Origin of the sequence: uncultured Pseudokineococcus sp. (assembly GCF_947495735.1) — a bacterium.
Lineage (GTDB): Bacteria > Actinomycetota > Actinomycetes > Actinomycetales > Quadrisphaeraceae > Pseudokineococcus.
The window spans coordinates 394,926-414,029 of the sequence record NZ_CANMAA010000002.1 but is presented as its reverse complement, the minus strand read 5'-3'; the positions used below and the strand labels follow the sequence as shown (position 1 = coordinate 414,029).

Annotated in this window: 12 protein-coding genes and 1 pseudogene; 10 read left to right on the top strand and 3 right to left on the bottom strand. The window is 76.0% G+C overall.

Annotated features, from left to right (window positions below):
- Positions 1-3 precede the first annotated feature (3 nt).
- On the top strand, positions 4-1,293 hold the full coding sequence (clpX, locus tag Q0848_RS04795; protein WP_299035566.1) for an ATP-dependent Clp protease ATP-binding subunit ClpX: 1,290 nt from the start codon (positions 4-6) through the stop codon (positions 1,291-1,293).
- Positions 1,294-1,601: 308 nt separating this feature from the next.
- Here clpX and Q0848_RS04790 read toward each other — a convergent pair whose 3' ends face one another.
- The 3 genes from Q0848_RS04790 to valS all read right to left on the bottom strand — a co-directional run bounded on the left by Q0848_RS04790 (position 1,602) and on the right by valS (position 5,495).
- Positions 1,602-1,979 carry a hypothetical protein gene (locus Q0848_RS04790; RefSeq protein ID WP_299035564.1) on the bottom strand — a complete coding sequence of 126 codons (378 nt, stop codon included), beginning with the start codon at positions 1,977-1,979 and terminating at the stop codon, positions 1,602-1,604.
- Between the two features lie 132 nt (positions 1,980-2,111).
- Positions 2,112-2,747 carry a methyltransferase domain-containing protein gene (locus tag Q0848_RS04785; RefSeq protein WP_299035562.1) on the bottom strand — a complete coding sequence of 212 codons (636 nt, stop codon included), beginning with the start codon at positions 2,745-2,747 and terminating at the stop codon, positions 2,112-2,114.
- 138 nt (positions 2,748-2,885) lie between these two features.
- The gene (valS, locus tag Q0848_RS04780) at positions 2,886-5,495 is read right to left on the bottom strand and encodes a valine--tRNA ligase (RefSeq protein WP_299035559.1); all 2,610 of its coding nucleotides are present in this window, start codon (positions 5,493-5,495) and stop codon (positions 2,886-2,888) included.
- A gap of 180 nt (positions 5,496-5,675) precedes the next feature.
- Between valS and Q0848_RS04775 the strand changes: the two genes are divergently transcribed.
- The 9 genes and pseudogenes from Q0848_RS04775 to Q0848_RS04740 all read left to right on the top strand — a co-directional run bounded on the left by Q0848_RS04775 (position 5,676) and on the right by Q0848_RS04740 (position 19,071).
- On the top strand, positions 5,676-6,764 hold the full coding sequence (locus Q0848_RS04775) for an alcohol dehydrogenase catalytic domain-containing protein (RefSeq protein ID WP_299035556.1): 1,089 nt from the start codon (positions 5,676-5,678) through the stop codon (positions 6,762-6,764).
- Between the two features lie 151 nt (positions 6,765-6,915).
- Positions 6,916-7,428 (top strand): ribose-5-phosphate isomerase, encoded by a 513-nt coding sequence (locus Q0848_RS04770; RefSeq protein WP_299035553.1) that lies wholly within the window; start codon positions 6,916-6,918, stop codon positions 7,426-7,428.
- A 465-nt stretch (positions 7,429-7,893) separates the two neighbouring features.
- A complete protein-coding gene (gene ileS, locus Q0848_RS04765) occupies positions 7,894-11,184 on the top strand; it encodes an isoleucine--tRNA ligase (protein ID WP_299035550.1) in 3,291 nt (1,096 codons plus the stop codon).
- A complete protein-coding gene (locus tag Q0848_RS04760) occupies positions 11,181-12,794 on the top strand; it encodes a folylpolyglutamate synthase/dihydrofolate synthase family protein (RefSeq protein ID WP_299035547.1) in 1,614 nt (537 codons plus the stop codon). The genes ileS and Q0848_RS04760 overlap by 4 nt, the downstream gene beginning before the upstream one ends.
- Positions 12,791-13,186, top strand: coding sequence for a DUF4233 domain-containing protein (locus tag Q0848_RS04755; protein WP_299035544.1), 396 nt, complete (start codon positions 12,791-12,793; stop codon positions 13,184-13,186). The genes Q0848_RS04760 and Q0848_RS04755 overlap by 4 nt, the downstream gene beginning before the upstream one ends.
- Positions 13,187-13,333: 147 nt before the next feature.
- Positions 13,334-13,771 (top strand): nucleoside-diphosphate kinase, encoded by a 438-nt coding sequence (gene ndk / locus Q0848_RS04750; RefSeq protein WP_299035542.1) that lies wholly within the window; start codon positions 13,334-13,336, stop codon positions 13,769-13,771.
- Positions 13,772-14,036: 265 nt separating this feature from the next.
- Positions 14,037-14,603, top strand: a complete 567-nt coding sequence (locus Q0848_RS04745) for a GNAT family N-acetyltransferase (protein WP_299035539.1) — start codon at positions 14,037-14,039, stop codon at positions 14,601-14,603.
- Between the two features lie 37 nt (positions 14,604-14,640).
- A pseudogene (locus Q0848_RS18990) lies at positions 14,641-14,844 on the top strand (radical SAM protein); the annotation flags it as partial.
- Between the two features lie 138 nt (positions 14,845-14,982).
- The gene (locus Q0848_RS04740; protein WP_299035536.1) at positions 14,983-19,071 is read left to right on the top strand and encodes an Rne/Rng family ribonuclease; all 4,089 of its coding nucleotides are present in this window, start codon (positions 14,983-14,985) and stop codon (positions 19,069-19,071) included.
- The last annotated feature ends 33 nt before the right edge of the window (positions 19,072-19,104 follow it).

Here is a 19,104-nt window from a genome sequence, read left to right as displayed (position 1 = left end):
GCCGTGGCGCGCATCGGGGACGGTGGCGACCTGCTGAAGTGCTCCTTCTGCGGGAAGAGCCAGAAGCAGGTCAAGAAGCTGATCGCCGGACCCGGCGTCTACATCTGCGACGAGTGCATCGACCTCTGCAACGAGATCATCGAGGAGGAGCTCGCCGAGGCCAGCGAGCTCGGGCTGGTCGACCTGCCCAAGCCGCGGGAGATCTTCGACTTCCTCGAGGAGTTCATCGTCGGCCAGGACGCCGCGAAGCGGGCCCTGGCGGTGGCGGTCTACAACCACTACAAGCGCGTGCAGGCGACGCCGCCGGCGGCCAGCGGCCGTGACGACGCCGTCGAGCTCGCCAAGTCCAACATCCTGCTCATCGGGCCGACGGGGACGGGCAAGACCTACCTCGCGCAGACCCTGGCGCGGATGCTCAACGTGCCCTTCGCCATCGCGGACGCCACGGCGCTGACCGAGGCCGGCTACGTCGGCGAGGACGTCGAGAACATCCTGCTCAAGCTCATCCAGGCCGCGGACTTCGACGTCAAGAAGGCCGAGCAGGGCATCATCTACATCGACGAGGTCGACAAGATCGCTCGCAAGAGCGAGAACCCGTCGATCACCCGCGACGTCTCCGGCGAGGGCGTGCAGCAGGCGCTGCTGAAGATCCTCGAGGGGACGACGGCGTCGGTGCCGCCGCAGGGCGGTCGCAAGCACCCCCACCAGGAGTTCATCACCATCGACACGTCGAACGTGCTGTTCGTCGTCGGGGGGGCTTTCGCGGGGCTCGAGGAGATCATCGCCTCGCGCACCGGCAAGGGCGGCGTCGGCTTCGGCGCGCAGCTGCACACCAAGTCCGAGGACGTCGACGTCTTCGGCCAGGTGATGCCGGAGGACCTCACGAAGTTCGGGCTCATCCCGGAGTTCATCGGGCGCCTGCCGGTCATCACGACGGTGAGCAAGCTCGACGCCGACGCCCTCGTGAAGATCCTCACCGAGCCGCGCAACGCGCTCGTGCGCCAGTACCAGCGCATGTTCGAGATCGACGGCGTCGAGCTGGAGTTCTCGGAGGAGGCGCTCCGGGCCATCGCCGAGCAGGCCATCCTCCGCGGCACGGGCGCCCGCGGCCTCCGCGCGATCATGGAGGAGGTGCTGATGCCGGTCATGTTCGACATCCCCTCCCGCGAGGACGTCGCCCGCGTGGTCATCAGCCGCGAGGTCGTCCTCGAGAACGTGCTGCCGACGCTCGTGCCGCGCGACGCCGGCACGGCAGCGCCCCGCAAGCGCGAGCGCCGGGACAAGTCGGCCTGAGCCGCCCGGACCCGCTTCAGGCGAGGCCGAGCTGGCCCGTGCGCTGAGCCTGCGGCTCGCCATGGGTCGACCGAGGAGCGCAGGCCTCGGTCGCCGAGTGACCGGGGAGCGCCCGTCTCGACGAACGGGGCATCGGCCGTGCCCGCTGCTCCCCGGTCGCCTGACCGGCGAGCCCGCTGCTCCTCAGACGGAGTCGCCTCAGCCGCGCCGTCCACCGAGCTGGCGCCGGCGCTCGGCGCTGATCAGCAGCGCCTGCCGACGGCAGCCCGTCGGGTCGCTGGTCAGCCGTCGGTGCGTGAGGCGGAGCGTCAGCACCCCCCGCTCGGCGAGGCGGGCGTCACGTCGGACGTCGCGCTCGCGGTCGCTCGTCCCGTCGTGGTGCGGCGTCCGTCGGGCTCCACCGCCAGCTGCGCGGCCTCGTCGTAGAGGTCCAGCCGCACCGACCGTCCGCCGAGCTGCACGCGCTCCTGCCATCGCCGTCCGGCGAACGCCGGTCCGTGGACGACCTCACGGTGGCCCCAGATCTCGAGCTCGCTCTCGCAGCCGCCCTCGAGCAGGTCGGGCAGCGCCCCGGGCCGGGCGCGCCCGGGGGGCCTCGCCTGCGCGGCGAGCTCGACGCGCAGGCGCCCGGCGGTCGAGCGGCGCTCGCGGACCGCCGTGATGACGGCCGCTCGCCGGAGGTCCACGATGAGCCTGGGCCAGGCCTCGACGACGGCGCTCCCCGGTCGCGACGTGAGCGGAGCGCGTGCTCCCCGGTCAGGGCGACCGGAGGCACGAGGACGCTCGCGCCCGTCGGGAGGCCGCAGTCGGGCGGGGTCTCAGGCCGGCGACGTCGCGTAGACGCGGTGGACGAGCCCGGAGCGCCCGGCGCGGTCGGCCTCCTCGACGACGAAGCCGGCGTCCACGGCCAGGCGCCGGGCGTCGCGCAGCAGGTGGTCGGCCTGCCAGCGGACGGTCACGGGGTCCAGGACGCGCTGGAGCGCCCTCGCCGCTCGGGAGCGGCACGGGCCGTGCTCGACCAGCAGCAGCCGGCCCCCCGGTCGCAGCACCCGCCGCGCCTGCGCCAGCGCCGCCGCGGGGTCGGGCACCGTGCACAGCGCGTACGTGGCGACGACGGCGTCCACGCAGGCGTCCGGGAGGTCCAGGGCCTGGACGTCGCCGTGCCGCAGGTCGACGCGCTCCTGCAGACCGAGGCTCCGCCGGCGCGAGCGGGCGACGTCCAGCATCGCCTCCGAGAGGTCGACGCCGACCACGCGGTCGACCTGCGGTCCGTAGCGCGGGAGGTTCAGCCCCGTGCCCACGGCCAGCTCGAGCACGACGCCGCTCGCGCGCGACGTCGCCCACTCGCGGTGGTGCCCCAGCAGCCGACGCTCGGCGACGGCGAAGACCCTGTCGTAGTCCTGCGCGTGCGCGTCGTAGACCCGTCGGACCCGCGCGGTCGGGCTGCTGCGCACGAGGGGTCCTCCCGGTTGGCCTCCGGCAGGGCCGGTGGGGCGGTCTGCGGTGGTGGTCGCCCGACGACCGTCGATGCCGGGCCGACACCGGGGCCGGGCCGCCCGTCCGCCGGACGGCCCGGTCTCGTCGCGACCGGGTCAGGCGTCCTCGGTCACCAGCTCCACGTCGGAGACGACGAGCTCCTCGCCGCCCTCGCGCAGGTCGAGCACGTCCACCCGGCCGGCGCCGCGCAGGTCGTCCGCGGCGAGGCGCAGGAGCGCCACCTCGGTCGCCGGGGCGGTGACCACGGCGCGCCGGGCCTGCGTGCGCTGGGAGACCTTGGCCTGCGACTTGGCCTTCCGGACGCCGGCCAGCGCGCTGCCGACCACGGGCAGCGCCCGCGGGTCCGCGTCCCCGCCGACGGCGCGCAGGGGAGCGGCGACCGGCCAGGCGGCGCGGTGCACGGACCCGCCGTCGTGCGACCACGACCAGACCTCCTCCGTGGCGAAGGGGAGGACGGGCGCCAGGAGCCGCAGCAGGACGTCGAGCGCGGTCGACAGCGCGGCCCGGGCCGAGCGGGCGCCGGCGTCGGCCTCCTCGGCGCCGCCCGCGTACGCGCGGTCCTTGACCAGCTCGAGGTAGTCGTCGCAGAAGCGCCAGAAGAACGTCTCGGTCACCGACAGGGCGCGCTGGTGGTCGTAGGCCTCGAACGCGGCGGTCGCCTCATCCACGACCTCGGCCAGGCCGGCGAGCATCGCCCGGTCGACCGGCTCGGTGACGTCCTCCGCGGGTGCGGAGCCGAACGAGAGCACGAACTTGCTGGCGTTGAGGACCTTGATGGCCAGGCGGCGCCCGACCTTCATCTGCGCGACGTCGAAGGTGGCGTCGGTGCCCAGGCGCGCCGAGGCGGCCCAGTAGCGCACGGCGTCGGTGCCGTGGTCCTCCAGCAGGTCCACGGGCGTGACGACGTTGCCCTTGGACTTGCTCATCTTCTTGCGGTCCGGGTCGAGGATCCAGCCGCTGATGGCCGCGTTGCGCCACGGCAGGGCGTCGTCCTCGAGGTGGGCGCGCACGACCGTGGAGAACAGCCAGGTGCGGATGATGTCCTGCCCCTGCGGGCGCAGGTCGTAGGGGGCCACGCGCGACCACAGGTCCGCGTCGCCGTCGCGCTCGCCCCAGCCGCCGGCGATCTGGGGGCTCAGCGACGACGTCGCCCACGTGTCCATGACGTCGGCCTCGCCGACGAAACCGCCCGCGGCGCCGCGCTGGGACTCCTCGTACCCGGCGGGGACGTCGCTCGAGGGGTCGACCGGCAGGTCCGCCACCGGCGGCGTGATCGGCTCGTCGTAGCGGGGCGCGCCGTCCTCTCCGACCGGGTACCAGACCGGGATGGGCACGCCGTAGGAGCGCTGGCGGCTGACGAGCCAGTCACCGGTCAGCCCGCCCACCCAGTTCTCGTAGCGCACGCGCATGAAGGACGGGTGGAAGGCCAGCTCGGCGCCCCGGTCGAGCAGCTGCTGGCGCAGCTCGCCGTCGCGGCCGCCGTTGCGCAGGTACCACTGCCGGCTGGTGACGATCTCGAGGGGCTTGTCGCCCTTCTCGAAGAAGTTGGTCTTGCGCTGCGTCGGCACCGGCTCGCCGTCGAGGTCGCCGCTCTCGCGCAGGGCGGCCACGACCGCCTCGCGCGCGGAGAAGGACGTCTTGCCCGCGAGCCGGGCGTAGACCTCGCGGCCGCGCTCGCCGGTGACCCATGACGGCGTCTCGCGCACGAGCCGCCCGTCGCGGCCGACGACGGGGCGGGTGGGCAGCTGCAGGTCGCGCCACCACTGCACGTCGGTGAGGTCGCCGAAGGTGCAGCACATGGCGATGCCGGCGCCCTTGTCGGGCTCGGCGGCCGGGTGCGCCAGCACGGGGATCTCGACGTCGAACAGCGGGGAGCGGACCGTCGTGCCGAACAGCGGCTGGTACCGCTCGTCGTCGGGGTGCGCGATGAGCGCCACGACGGCGGGGACGAGCTCCGGCCGCGTGGTCTCGATGTGGACCGGCTCACCGGAGTCGGTGCGGGAGAACGCGACCCGGTGGAAGGCGCCCGGGTAGTCGCGCGCCTCGAGCTCGGCCTGGGCCACGGCGGTCTGGAAGGTGACGTCCCACAGGCCGGGGGCCTGGGCCTGGTAGGCCTGGCCGCGCTCGAGGTTGGCGAGGAAGGCCTGCTGGGAGACGGCGCGGGAGCGGTCGTCGATGGTCTGGTACTGCTGCGTCCAGTCCACCGACAGCCCGAGGCGGCGGAACAGCGCCTCGAAGGCCTTCTCGTCCTCCTGCGTCAGCTCCACGCACAGGCGCGTGAAGGTGCGCCGGTCGACGGGCACCTGGTCGGCGGCCTTGACGCTCTTGCCCTCGGCGCCCCGGAGCGGGGGGACGAAGTCCGGGTCGTGGGGGAGCGAGGGGTCGCAGCGGACGCCGAAGTAGTTCTGCACCCGGCGCTCGGTCGGCAGGCCGTTGTCGTCCCAGCCGATCGGGTAGAAGACCGTCTTCCCGCGCATCCGCTGGAAGCGGGCCACGAGGTCGGTGTGCGTGTACGAGAAGACGTGGCCCACGTGCAGGGACCCCGACGCGGTGGGCGGCGGGGTGTCGATCGAGTAGACGTCGGCGCGCTGCGCCGAGCGGTCGAAGCGGTAGGTGCCGCCCTCCTCCCAGACGCGCGACCAGCGGTCCTCGAGGCCGTCGAGGGAGGGCTTGTCCGGGACCTGCGGGGTGCGCGCGTCGGGCATGGGGCCGATCTTCCCAGACCGGCGGCGCGGGTCCGGCCCGTCGGGGCGCGCGCGGCGGGGCCCAGCGGGGACGGGGGAGCCGCGACCGTCCTACTCTCGGGGCGCGCCGGCACAGAGGCCGGCGGGCCCCGCGGGGCCGGTGACGCGACGACGCGGCGAGAGCCGATGAGGAGCCCGACGGTGAGCGACAGCGCCCCCACGACGATGCAGGCGGTCGTCTGCCACGGCCCGCAGGACTACCGGCTGGCGGAGGTCCCGGTGCCCCGGCCCGGGCCGGGCGAGGCCCTCGTGCGCGTGCAGGCCGTGGGCATCTGCGCGAGCGACCTGAAGTGCTACCACGGCGCCGCGAAGTTCTGGGGCGACGACAGCCGCCCCGCGTGGGCCGAGACCGAGGTCGTGCCGGGCCACGAGTTCGTCGGCGAGGTCGTCGAGGTCGACGACGAGGCCGCCGCCCGCTGGGGGGTCTCCGTCGGGGACCGCGTGGTCGCCGAGCAGATCGTCCCGTGCGGCGAGTGCCGCTACTGCCTGCGCGGGCAGTACCACCTGTGCGCACCGCACGTGATGTTCGGCTTCAAGCGCGCCACCCCGGGCGCCATGGCGGAGTACATGGTCTTCCCGGCGAACGCCCGCGTGCACACGGTCGACCCGACCATCCCGCCCCAGCACGCCGCCTTCGCCGAGCCGCTGGCGTGCTCGCTGCACGCGGTCGAGCGCGCGGGCATCCAGTTCGGGGACGTCGTCGTCGTCGCAGGGTGCGGGCCCATCGGCCTCGGCATGATCGCCGGGGCCCGGGCCAAGGGCCCCGCCCACGTCGTCGCGCTGGACGCCGTCCCGGCCAAGCTCGAGCTGGCCAGGAAGTGCGGCGCCGACGTCGTGGTGGACATCGCCGAGGAGGACGTCCAGGAGGTCGTCGCCTCGCTGACCGACGGCTACGGCGCCGACGTCTACATCGAGGGCACCGGCCACCCCTCGGCGGTCGGCCAGGGCCTGGCCCTGCTGCGCAAGCAGGGCACCTTCGTGGAGTACTCGGTCTTCAAGGACGCCGTCTCCGTCGACTGGTCGATCATCAGCGACGACAAGGAGCTCGACGTCCTGGGCGCCCACCTGGGGGCCTACACCTGGCCGGCGGCGATCGCGATGATCGAGTCCGGGGTGCTGCCGCTGGACGAGATCTGCTCCCACCAGCTGCCGATCTCCCGCTTCCAGGAGGGCCTGGACCTCGTCGCCGACTCCTCGCGCTCGGTGAAGGTCTCGCTCCTGCCGGGGTGACCTCCCGCGGGGAGCGGCGCCTCGGGCGAGCGAGGGGGCGGGCGACTGCGGGGCATGACCACCGGGGGTGGGGCGTTGGCACCACCAGGACCGGACCCATGGGGGCCGGTCAGGACGAGCAGCAGGACGTCGGACGAGCACAGGAGGAGCCATGGCTGAGCAGGGCTGGACGATCGTCGTCGGGGCTGACGACGCAGGGGTGCAGTACAAGGACGCCATCAAGGCCGACCTGGAGGCCGACGACCGCGTCGCGGAGGTGATCGACGTCGGCGTCAACGGCGACGAGTCGACCGCCTACCCGCACGTGGCCGTCGAGGCCGCCCGCCGCGTGGCCGACGGCCGCGCGGACCGCGCGCTGCTCGTGTGCGGCACGGGGCTCGGCGTCGCCATCAGCGCCAACAAGGTGCCGGGCGTGCGCGCCGTGACGGCGCACGACAGCTTCTCCGTCGAGCGCGCCGTCCTGTCCAACGACGCCCAGGTCCTGTGCTTCGGCCAGCGCGTCGTCGGGCTCGAGCTGGCCCGTCGCCTCGCCAAGGACTGGCTGGGCTACCGCTTCGACACCTCCTCGGCCTCGGCGGCCAAGGTCGACGCGATCAGCGGGTACGAGCGCGAGGCCGCCTCGCTGGCCACCGACCGCGACGCCGAGCTGGCCAAGTGCGACTGACCGCCTGAGCCGCGGCGCCACGACCTCGAGGCTGCAGCCGCGGGACGCCCGTCCGGTGGCGGCAGCCTCGAGGTCGGTCTCGAGCTCTCCGCGGACTGCGGCGAGATGGAGGTCCGCGTCACCGGGCGACCCGTCGGGTGACGCGAACCTCCATCTCACCGGCGCGGTGCGCCCCGCGCTGTGCTCGCTGGCCGCCCGCGCCCGCGGGCGCGTAGCCTGGTCGCACACGGCGTCGACCCGGCCATCACCGGCGAGCCTCCGGAAGAACAGGCGCAGCCCCGCGAGGGGAGGCGCCCCAGTAGACCCGGACGGGACCAGCCCGTCATCGCTGGAGAACGAGCGGCGTCCGGCACGCGAGTGCGGGACGCAAGCGAGGTGGTACCGCGGGAGCACCGGCCGGACGCCGGGCCCTCGTCCTCGTGGTCGGAGCGCACGCGCGTGCGCCCGGGCGAGGAGGTCCGCACCGTGGTCTACCCCCAGGCCAGCTCCGGCCAGGACGTGCCGGAGGCCGGCGTCAGCTCGTCGCCGGACCTCCCCGCGCTCGAGCGCCGCGTCCTCGACCACTGGGCCGCCGACGGCACGTTCCGCGCCAGCGTCGAGCAGCGGTCGGCGGGCGAGGACGGCGCCAACGAGTACGTCTTCTACGACGGCCCGCCGTTCGCCAACGGCCTGCCCCACTACGGCCACCTGCTCACCGGCTACGTCAAGGACGTCGTCCCGCGATACCAGACCATGCGCGGGCGCCGGGTGGAGCGGCGCTTCGGCTGGGACTGCCACGGCCTGCCCGCCGAGCTCGAGGCCGAGCGTCAGCTGGGCATCGGCGGCAAGCGCGACGTGCTCGAGATGGGCATCGAGGTCTTCAACGAGGCCTGCCGGGCCAGCGTGCTCCGGTACACCGACGAGTGGCAGGACTACGTCACCCGCCAGGCGCGCTGGGTCGACTTCGACGCCGACTACAAGACCCTCGACCTCTCCTACATGGAGAGCGTCATGTGGGCCTTCAAGACCCTGCACGACAAGGGCCTGGTCTACGAGGGCCAGCGGGTGCTGCCGTACTGCTGGCGCGACGAGACGCCGCTGTCCAACCACGAGCTGCGGATGGACGACGACGTCTACCAGCAGCGGCAGGACCCGGCGGTCACCGTCTGGTTCGGCCTGGAGACGGGCGAGCGCCTGCTGGCGTGGACGACGACGCCGTGGACCCTGCCGAGCAACCTCGCCGTCGCCGTCGGGCCCGACGTCGACTACGCCGTCGTCGAGGCCGGCCCCGCGGCCGCCTGCGGCGAGGGCGGCGAGGGCGGCGAGCGCTACGTCCTCGCCGAGGCCCGCCTGGGCGCCTACGCCGAGGTCCTCGACCTGGGCGAGGACCCGTCGGCGCGCGTCGTGGAGCGGCTGCGCGGGGCCGACCTGGTCGGGCGCCGGTACGCCCCGCTGTTCGACTACCTCGCCGACGCCGAGGTCTTCAGCACCGAGCGCGCGTTCGTCGTCGTGCCGAGCGACCACGTGACGACCGAGGACGGCACCGGCGTCGTCCACATGGCGCCAGCCTACGGCGAGGACGACCAGCGGGTCTGCGCCGAGCACGGCATCCCGGTCGTCCTCACGGTCGACGACCGCGCGCGCTTCACCTCCGTGGTGCCCGACTTCGAGGGCCAGCACGTCTTCGAGGCCAACACCCCGATCACCCGGGTGCTGCGCGAGCGCGGGCAGCTCCTGCGCGCCGACAGCTACGTGCACTCCTACCCGCACTGCTGGCGCTGCCGGAACCCGCTGATCTACAAGGCCGTCTCCTCGTGGTTCGTCGAGGTGACGAAGGTCAAGGACCGGATGGTCGAGCTCAACCAGCTCGTCGAGTGGGTGCCCGGCCACGTCAAGGACGGGCAGTTCGGCAAGTGGCTGGAGGGGGCCCGCGACTGGTCCATCAGCCGCAACCGCTTCTGGGGCAGTCCGCTGCCGGTGTGGGTCTCGGACGACCCTGCGCACCCGCGCACCGACGTCTACGGCTCCCTCGACGAGCTGGAGCGCGACTTCGGCGTCCGCCCGACCGACCTGCACCGGCCGTTCGTCGACGAGCTCACCCGGCCGAACCCCGACGACCCCACGGGGCGCTCGACCATGCGCCGCGTGCCCGACGTCCTGGACGTGTGGTTCGACTCCGGCTCCATGCCGTTCGCGCAGGTGCACGCGCCGTTCGAGAACGGCGACTGGTTCGAGCACCACTTCCCCGGCGACTTCGTCGTGGAGTACATCGGCCAGACGCGCGGCTGGTTCTACACGATGCACGTGCTGGCGACGGCCCTGTTCGACCGGCCGGCGTTCCGCCGCGTCGTCAGCCACGGGATCGTCCTCGGCGACGACGGCCAGAAGATGTCCAAGAGCCTGCGCAACTACCCCGACGTCGGCGAGGTCTTCGCCCGCGACGGCTCCGACGCCATGCGGTGGTTCCTCATGGCCTCGCCCGTGCTGCGCGGCGGCAACCTCGTGGTCACCGAGGCCGGCATCCGGGAGGGCGTGCGGGCCGTGCTGCTGCCGCTGTGGAACGCGTGGTCCTTCTTCGCGCTCTACGCCAACAGCGCGGACGGCGGCCGCGGGCGAGCGGCACGTCTCGACGCCCCGCCGTCCGCGGACCCGCTGGACCGGTACGTGGTCGCCCGCACGGCCGACCTCGTCGACGACGTCACGGCGGCGCTCGACGTCGTCGACGTCGCGGGGGCCTGCGAGGCCGTGCGCGAGTTCGTCGACGTGCTGACCAACTGGTACGTCCGGCGCTCGCGCGCGCGCTTCTGGGCCGAGGACGGCGCGGCGATGGACACGCTCGCGCGCGTCCTGGAGGTCGTCGCCCGCGTGGCCGCGCCGCTGCTGCCGCTGACCACCGAGGAGGTCTGGCGCGGGCTGACGGGCGGGCGCAGCGTCCACCTGGAGGACTGGCCGTCCTCCGGCGCCGAGCACGGCCTCGCGCACGACCCGGAGCTCGTGGCGGCGATGGACCGCGTGCGGGCGGTCTGCTCCGCGGCGTCGTCCCTGCGCAAGGGCGCCGGGCTGCGCACGCGGCTGCCGCTGGCGCGACTGGAGGTGGTCGTCGAGGACCTGGCCGCGCTGGAGCCCTTCGCCGACGTCGTCCGCGACGAGGTCAACGTGCGGGAGGTGGTGCTGCGCAGCACGGCCGACGCCGGGGGAGGTGTCGTGGAGAGGGTCGTCGTCAACGCCCGCGCGGCCGGGCCGCGCCTGGGCAAGCAGGTGCAGGTGGCGCTGGGGGCCGCCAAGGCCGGGGACGTGCAGATCGGCGAGGACGGCACGGTCGTCGCCGGTGGCATCGCCCTGCAGGAGGGGGAGTACGAGGTGGCGCGCGTGGTCGGCGAGCAGGCGCCGGGGACGGCGACGCAGGTGCTGCCCGGCAGCGGCTGGGTGGTCCTGTCCACCGAGGTCACGCCGGAGCTCGCGGCCGAGGGCGTCGCCCGCGACGTCGTCCGCACCGTCCAGCAGGCGCGCCGCGACGCGGGCCTCGCGCTGGGGGACCGCATCCGGCTCACCGTGCTCGGCGACGACCCGGTGGTGGACGCGGTGATGACCCACCAGGGCCTGCTGCAGCGGGAGGTGCTGGCGGACTCCGTCGGCGTGGCGACCTTCGCGGCCGCCCGGGACGTGGGAGGAGCGGCGGGAGCGCTCGCGGACGGCGACGCCGACCCCGCGGGCGGCGTCAGCGACGGCGTCGTCGGCGACGGCGCGGCCGTGCGCGTCCGGGTGGAGCAGCGATGAGCGCCCCGACGGGGTCCTCGGCCCCCGGCTCGCCGGCCGGTCGCCTGCGCGCCGCCCACGCCGAGCTGCTCGCCCGCACCCCCGAGAGCGCGGTGCAGCCCCGGCTGGACCCGGTGCGCCGGGCGCTGGAGCTCCTCGGCGACCCCCACCGGGCGTACCCGGTGGTCCACGTCGGGGGCACCAACGGCAAGACGTCGACGGCGCGCATCGCCGAGCGGCTGCTGCGCGAGCACGACCTGCGCACCGGGCGCTTCACCAGCCCGCACCTGCACAGCGTCACCGAGCGCATCAGCGTGGACGGCCTGCCGCTGGCCGACGAGGCCTTCGCCGACCTGCACGAGGACGTCGCGCCGTACCTGGCGCTCGTCGACGGCGAGCTGCGGACCGCCGGCGAGGTGCCGCTGACGTACTTCGAGGCGCTCGCCGTGATGGCCTTCGCGGCCTTCGCGGAGGCGCCGGTGGACGTCGCCGTCGTCGAGGTGGGCCTGGGCGGCGCGTGGGACGCCACGAACGTCGTCGAGTCCGCCGTCCAGGTCGTCACGCCCGTCTCGCTGGACCACACCGACCTGCTCGGCGACACGGTGGAGGAGATCGCGGGGGAGAAGGCCGGGATCCTGCGCCGCAACGCCATCGCCGTGGTCGGCCGGCAGCCCGACGGCGTCGACGACGTCCTGCGCGAGCGCGCCGCCTCGCTGCACGTGCGGCTCGTGCGCGAGGACGAGCACTTCGCGCTCGCGGGCCGCTCGGTCGCGGTCGGCGGCCAGCTCATCGCCGTCCAGGGGCTCGCCGCCCGCTACGAGGACGTCTTCCTGCCGCTGCACGGCGAGCACCAGGCCCACAACGCCGCGCTCGCCGTCGTCGCCGTCGAGGCGCTGCTCGGCGGGGGCGAGCGCGCCCTCGACGGCTCGGTCCTGGAGACGGCGCTCGGCGACGTCGCCTCCCCGGGGCGCCTGGAGGTGCTGCGGCCCTCGCCGCTCGTGCTCGTCGACGCGGCGCACAACCCGGCCGGCGTCGAGAGCCTCGTGCAGGCGCTCGAGGAGGCCTTCGACGTCCGGCACGGCGTCGGCGTCGTCGGGGTCCTCGAGGGCAAGGACGCCGAGGCGGTCCTCGCCCTGCTCGAGCCCGCGCTCGAGGAGGTCGTGATCACCCGCTCGAGCTCGCCGCGGGCCGTCGACGTCGAGGTGCTGGCCGAGCTGGCGCGCGACGTCTTCGGCGAGGACCGGGTCCACGTCGTCGAGCGGCTGGACCAGGCCCTCGCGACGGCCGTCGACCTCGCCGACGTCGGGGGCGGGGGCTCCGGCGGCGTGCTCGTCACCGGCTCGGTGACGGTGGCGGCCGAGGCGCGCCAGCTGCTCGGCGCCCCGGCGGTGGACGCCCCGGCGCGCACCCGCGGCGCCCCCGTCCCGGCGCCGCCGGAGGAGGACGAGGGCGACGCCGACGAGCGGGACCCCCTCGACATCCTCGGCTACCGCCTCGACGCCGACGAGGACGGCGTCGGGGACCCGCGCGGCGGCGTCGGGGGCGTGGAGCCCGACCCGGAGGACGACCTCGGGGACCCGGGCGAGCCCGGCTACCTCGACGACGACGGCGAGGGGGGCGGGCGCCGGTGACCGCGCGCCTGGCCGCCTCGGTGCTCGTCCTCGAGGCGTTCCTCGTCTTCTTCGCCGTCCTGGCGGCGTCGCAGCTCTCGCAGGCGCCCGCCGGCCTGGTGTGGGGCGGCGGCCTCGGCCTCGCGGCGGTCCTGCTGCTCTCGTCCGGGCTCGTGCGGCGGCCGTGGGGGATCGCCCTCGGCTGGGTCCTGCAGGCGGTGGTGGTGCTCGGCGGCCTGGTGCTCCCGGCGATGTTCGCCCTCGGCGGGCTGTTCGTCGTCCTGTGGTTCGGGATGCTGCGGCTGGGCCGCAAGGTCGACCGCGAGCGGGCCGAGTTCGTCGAGCGCTGGGGCCACCCCGACACCTGGGACGACGGCGAGCCGCCCGCCGGCGCGAGGCCGGCGCGCCTGTAGTCGAGGAGCGGCGGCGAGGCGGAGGAGGGCTGCGGGCTCCCCGCGCCGGTGGTGCGCGCGCGCCGGTCGCTAGGCTCCGGCGCGGCCCGGCGACCGCCGAGCCGTGCCGCCGCGCCGGGGACCCCGGCCGACGACCGGAGGACCCCCATGGCCGACCAGCAGACCGACGTCGAGCGCACCCTGGTCCTCGTCAAGCCCGACGGCGTCTCCCGCGGCCTCGTGGGGGAGGTCCTGCGCCGCGTCGAGGCCAAGGGGTACCGCCTCGTGGCGCTCGACCTGCGCACGCCCACCCGCGAGGTCCTCGGCCAGCACTACGCCGAGCACGAGGGCAAGCCGTTCTACGAGCCGCTGGTCGAGTTCATGTCGTCCGGCCCGGTGGCCGCCGTCGTGGTCGAGGGCCAGCGCTGCATCGAGGGCTTCCGCAGCATCGCCGGCGCGACCGAGCCGACGACCGCGGCGCCCGGCACGATCCGCGGGGACCTCGGCCGCGACTGGGGGCTGAGGGTCCAGCAGAACCTCGTCCACGGCTCGGACTCCCCGGAGTCCGCCGCCCGTGAGATCGCCCTCTGGTTCCCCCGGGGCTGACGTCCGCCGGGGCCGTGCCGGCGCCCCGGCGACGGGCTCCGGGGAGCGGGCCCGGGAACGGGCCCCGGGGCAGGGGCCGGGGTAGCCTGCCCGCGTCCCCCGCACCCGTCTCGTCGGGAGTGCCCATGCCGCCCGTCGACACCGCTGCGGTGACCCGCGACCACCTCTCCCGCCCGCTGCCGCCCCGTGGCCGCGCGCGGGTCACCGGCGGGGCGGGCCTCGAGGCCGCCGGCCCCCGCGCGTCCGGGGGCACGTCCTGAGCGCCGTGCGCATCCGTCCCGCCGTCCTGGAGGCCGCCGGTGACGTCGCGGCGCTCGCGCTGCTGCGCCGTGCGGCCGCCTCCGGGCAGGGGCCCGCGCCCTCCGACGACGACTTCGGCCGCCGCTTCATGGCCTGGGTCCGCGCCCAGGCGCACCAGCGCACGTTCTGGCTGGCCGAGTCCCGCGGCGGTGCGGGGGAGCCTCCCGCCGGGATGCGGCTGCCCGTGGGCATGGTCGGCCTCACCCGCTACGAGCGGATGCCGCGCCCCGGCGAGCCCGTGACGACGGCGTGGGGCTACCTCGGCGGGCTGTTCGTGCTCCCGGACCACCGCGACGGGGGCACCGGCAGCGCGCTGGTCGAGGCGGCCCTCGGCCACGCCCGCGAGACCGGCCTCGTGCGCGTCGTGCTGTCCCCGGGCGGCACGCGCGCCGCCCCGCTCTACCGCCGCCTCGGCTTCCGCCCGGCCAAGGAGCTGCTCGTGCACCCCCTCGAGCGCCCGGGGGACGACGAGGACGAGCCGGCCGGCCTCGACGACCTCGTGCACCCGCTGGACCTGCACCCGCTCGACTGACGGCGCCGCGTCCTCGTCCTCGGGGGCGAACGGGGAGCCCTGTGCGATACTCCACCTGGTCGTCCGGCACGCCGCACCTGCCGTCCGACCCGACGACGTCCTCACCGCGCTCCGCGGGGTGTCCGACCTCGCGCCGCCGCAAGCGCCTCGTGCGACCGGGCTGGCGCAGGGGCCGCTCCTGGAGGGCCCGGTAGCCGTGGCAGATCCACTGGCCGCCGGTCGAGGTGCCGTCGGCGTCTGAGCCCCACTGCGCGCGCTCGAGAGCGAGCACGCTGCGAGGCCCGGAGGCACCCCACGACTTCCGTCGCCCTCGGGCGACGACGAACCGCCAGCGCGAGCAGGTGCGGCGCGTCGCCTGGCGTGGAACGGGAGCGCCCCCGTGGCACCGACCGACATCCCGGACGACAGCAGCGCGACGAGCGCGGGCAGCGGCGCAGGAGACGGGGAGGCGCAGGTCGCGCCGACGTCGCGGCCGCGACGTCGCCGAGCCGCCACCCGCCCCGCCGGCCCCCCGGTCGCGGCGCCCGCGCAGGCACCGGAGCCGGCTGCGTCCACGGCTCCCGCGGACGACGCCCTGGCCCAGCAGGCCGCCGCCGACCAGGCCGCGGCGGACGAGGCCCTGGCCCAGCAGGCAGCCGCCGACCAGGCCGCCGCCGACCGGGCCGCGGCGGACGAGGCGCTGGCCCAGCGGGCTGCTGCCGACCAGGCTGCGGCGGACGAGGCGGTGGCCCAGCAGGCGGCGGCCGACCAGGCTGCGGCGGACGAGGCGCTGGCCCAGCAGGCGGCGGCCGACCGGGCCGTGGCCGAGCGGGCCGTCGCCGACCAGGCGCTCGCGGCGCAGGAGGGGCCCGAGGGGGGCGCTCCCGAGGCGCCGACCGGAGAGGCCGCCCCGGCGCCCGCCCGCCGGGCGCCGCGCCGCCGCGCCACCCGTGCGACCTCGGCCCCCGCCGCGGCGGCCCCGGAGGCCCCCGCGCCCGAGGCGTCGTCCGAGGCACCCGCACCCGCACCCGCACCCGCAGCCGCAGCCGCACCCGAGGCTCAGGAGCAGGCCCCCGCGGTGGAGCAGGAGGAGGCCCCGGCACCGCGCACTCGTCGGCGCCGAGCCCCGCGCCGTGCCGCCGCCGGTGAGGGCGCGCCCCCCGCGGCCACCGCGACCGAGACCGGGACCGCCGCGGGCGACGAGCGCAGCGCGGCGCAGGCCGCGCTGGCGGCCGAGCTCGCGGCAGCCCCCGGGCAGTCCGCCGCGGCCCCCGGGGAGCCGGCCGCCGAGGCGGCCGAGCGAGCGGAGGCCGTCGTCGCCGAGACCTCGGCCGTCGTCGCCGAGACCCCGTCGGACGCCGCGCCGGTCACCGGTGCGGCGCAGGACGAGGCGGTGGACGCGTCGACGTCCGCCGCCGCGGACGAGCCCGCTCCCGCGGACCGCCCCTCGGCGTCGGTCCCGGCCGCGCTCTTCCAGGCCCCGGCCCCCGTCGCGGCACCGCCGCGCCGCCGTCGCGCCGCGTCCCGCCCGGCGGGCCCGCCGGTGCCCGTCCAGGAGCCCGCGGAGCCCCAACCGACCAGCACGCCCGCGCCCTCCGCCCCCGAGGCCCGGAGCGAGGAGCAGGAGCTCGCACCCGAGGCGTCGCCCGCCTCGAGCACCGGGAGCGGCGAGGACCCGGGCGTCGCCGTCACCGCGGCGCTGGACGAGCTGGGCCAGCAGGAGCGCCGAGGGCGCTCGCGCCGCCGTCGTGGCGGGAGCGCCGCGGCCGAGGACGTCGAGCCGTCGGCTCCCGCGGACGAGGCGGAGGAGACGAGCTCCTCCGCCGGTGCGCCCGACGAGGACGACCAGAGCGACGAGGACGGCGGCCGCCGCCGCCGTCGCCGCGGGGGCCGGGGCCGCAAGCGCCGCGCCGGTGCCGGCGAGGACCAGGCGGGCGACTCCTCCGACGACGAGGGGGAGGAGTCCGACGACGAGGCCGGTCGCGGCGACCGCGGTCAGGACGACGAGACCGCGGCGCAGGACGGCGGCCGCGACGAGCAGCCCGACGGCGAGGACGAGGCGGACGAGGAGGGCTCGGGCGGCTCGAGCCGGCGTCGTCGTCGTCGTCGCCGCAGCGGCTCCGGGGGCGGGGACGCCGAGAGCTCCTCGGGCGCGGAGTCCCGCGAGGACCGCCAGCGGCGGCGCGCCGAGGAGGAGGTGACGGGCCTCAAGGGCTCGACCCGCCTGGAGGCCAAGCGCCAGCGCCGCCGCGACGGCCGCGACGGCGGCCGCCGCCGCCCGGTGCTCACCGAGGCCGAGTTCCTGGCCCGCCGCGAGAGCGTCGAGCGCGTGATGGTCGTGCGCGAGCGCGGCGACCGCACGCAGATCGCGGTCCTGGAGGACGGCGTGCTCGTCGAGCACTACGTCGCCCGGCGCACGCAGACCTCGATGGTCGGCAACGTGTACCTGGGCAAGGTCCAGAACGTCCTGCCGAGCATGGAGGCCGCGTTCGTCGACGTCGGCCGCGGCCGCAACGCCGTCCTGTACGCCGGCGAGGTCAACTGGGACGCCGCCGGGCTGGCGGGCCAGCCCCGCCGCATCGAGCTGGCCCTCAAGGCCGGGGACCCGGTCCTGGTCCAGGTGACCAAGGACCCGGTGGGGCACAAGGGCGCCCGGCTCACCAGCCAGGTCTCGCTGCCCGGGCGCTACCTCGTCTACGTGCCGAACGGCTCGATGACCGGCATCAGCCGCAAGCTGCCCGACACCGAGCGCACGCGGCTCAAGAAGATCCTCAAGGCCGTCGTCCCCGAGAGCGCGGGCGTGATCGTGCGCACCGCCGCCGAGGGCGCCAGCGAGGAGGAGCTGCGTCGCGACGTCGAGCGCCTGCAGGAGCAGTGGGCCACGATCGAGAAGCGCTCGACCGCCGTCAGCGCCCCCAGCGCGCTGTCCACCGAGCCCGACCTGGCGGTCAAGGTCGTCCGCGACGTCTTCAACGAGGACTTCACCCGGCTCGTCGTCGAGGGGGAGGACGCGTACGCGGTCGTCAGCGAGTACGTCGGCGGCGTCGCCCCCGACCTCGCCGAGCGGGTGGTGCGCTCGGACGACCGGGACGTCTTCGCGACGTACCGGGTCGACGAGCAGATCGCCAAGGCGCTCGACCGCAAGGTGTGGCTGCCGAGCGGTGGCTCCCTCGTGATCGACCGCACCGAGGCCATGACGGTCGTCGACGTGAACACCGGCAAGTTCACCGGCGCCGGGGGCAACCTCGAGGAGACGGTGACCCGCAACAACCTCGAGGCCGCCGAGGAGGTCGTGCGCCAGCTCCGCCTGCGCGACATCGGCGGGATCATCGTCGTCGACTTCATCGACATGGTCCTCGAGGTCAACCGCGACCTCGTGCTCCGGCGCCTCGTCGAGTGCCTCGGTCGCGACCGGACGAAGCACCAGGTCGCCGAGGTCACCTCGCTCGGCCTGGTCCAGATGACGCGCAAGCGCGTCGGCCAGGGCCTGATCGACGTCTTCAGCGAGCCGTGCGAGCACTGCGGCGGCCGCGGCGTGCTGCTGCACGACGAGCCGCTCACGGGCAGGGCGAGCAGCGAGGACGGCGGGAGCGGTCGCGGCGGACGCCGCGGCGGCCAGCCGGAGCAGGGGCCCTCCGACGGCGAGGGGGAGGGCAGCGGCCGGTCGCGCCGCTCCCGCAAGGGCCGCGGGGGCTCCGGCGACGCCGACGTCGCGACGACCTCCGAGGACGACGGCGACGAGGCGGGCGGCGAGCCCGCGGACGAGGCGGGACGCCGCGCCGCCTCCGCGCGCGAGGTGGCCGAGGCCATCGCCCGGGTCGCCCGCGCCTCGCGGCACGAGCACGAGGCGGCCGTGGCGGCCGCCGAGGGCGAGGGCGGGGCGGCCGCCGGCGCGGCGGCGGCCGCCGTCGTCGAGGCGGCGGTGGAGGCGGTCCGCGCCGACGCCGCCGAGCAGGCGCCCGAGGAGGAGTCGCCCGTCGAGCCGGTCACCGAGCTCGCGGACCCCGAGGCCGCGGCGGTCCCCGAGGCCCCGTCGGTCCCCGACGCCGAGCTGGACGAGGTGCCGGTCGACGAGGCGCTGGCCGTCGGCGAGACGACGGCCGACGCCGAGCCGGTGGTGGAGACCGAGCCGGTGAAGGCACCGGCGAAGCGGGCTCGTCGGAGCCCGCGGAAGCGCTCCAAGGCCGCGGCGGCACCCGAGGACGCCCCGGCCCCGGCCCCGGCTGCCGACGTCCCGGCCCCCGAGGCCCCGGAGGAGGCCGCGCCGGCGGAGACCCCGCAGGTGGGGGCCCAGGAGCCGGGCCTCGACGAGCAGGCACCGGTGGACGAGGTGCCCGCCCCGTCCGCGGTCGAGGAGGAGGGCCTCCTCGGGGAGGCGCTCGCCCCCCGGGAGGGGGCCGGCGGAGCTGACCCGGCCGAGGACGTCAGCCCGGCGGACGAGCCCTCCGGCGGGTCCGGCGACGGCGCTCCGGAGCCCGAGGGCCGCTGACCGGGCCTGCGCCGCCCCGGAGCCGGTGACCGA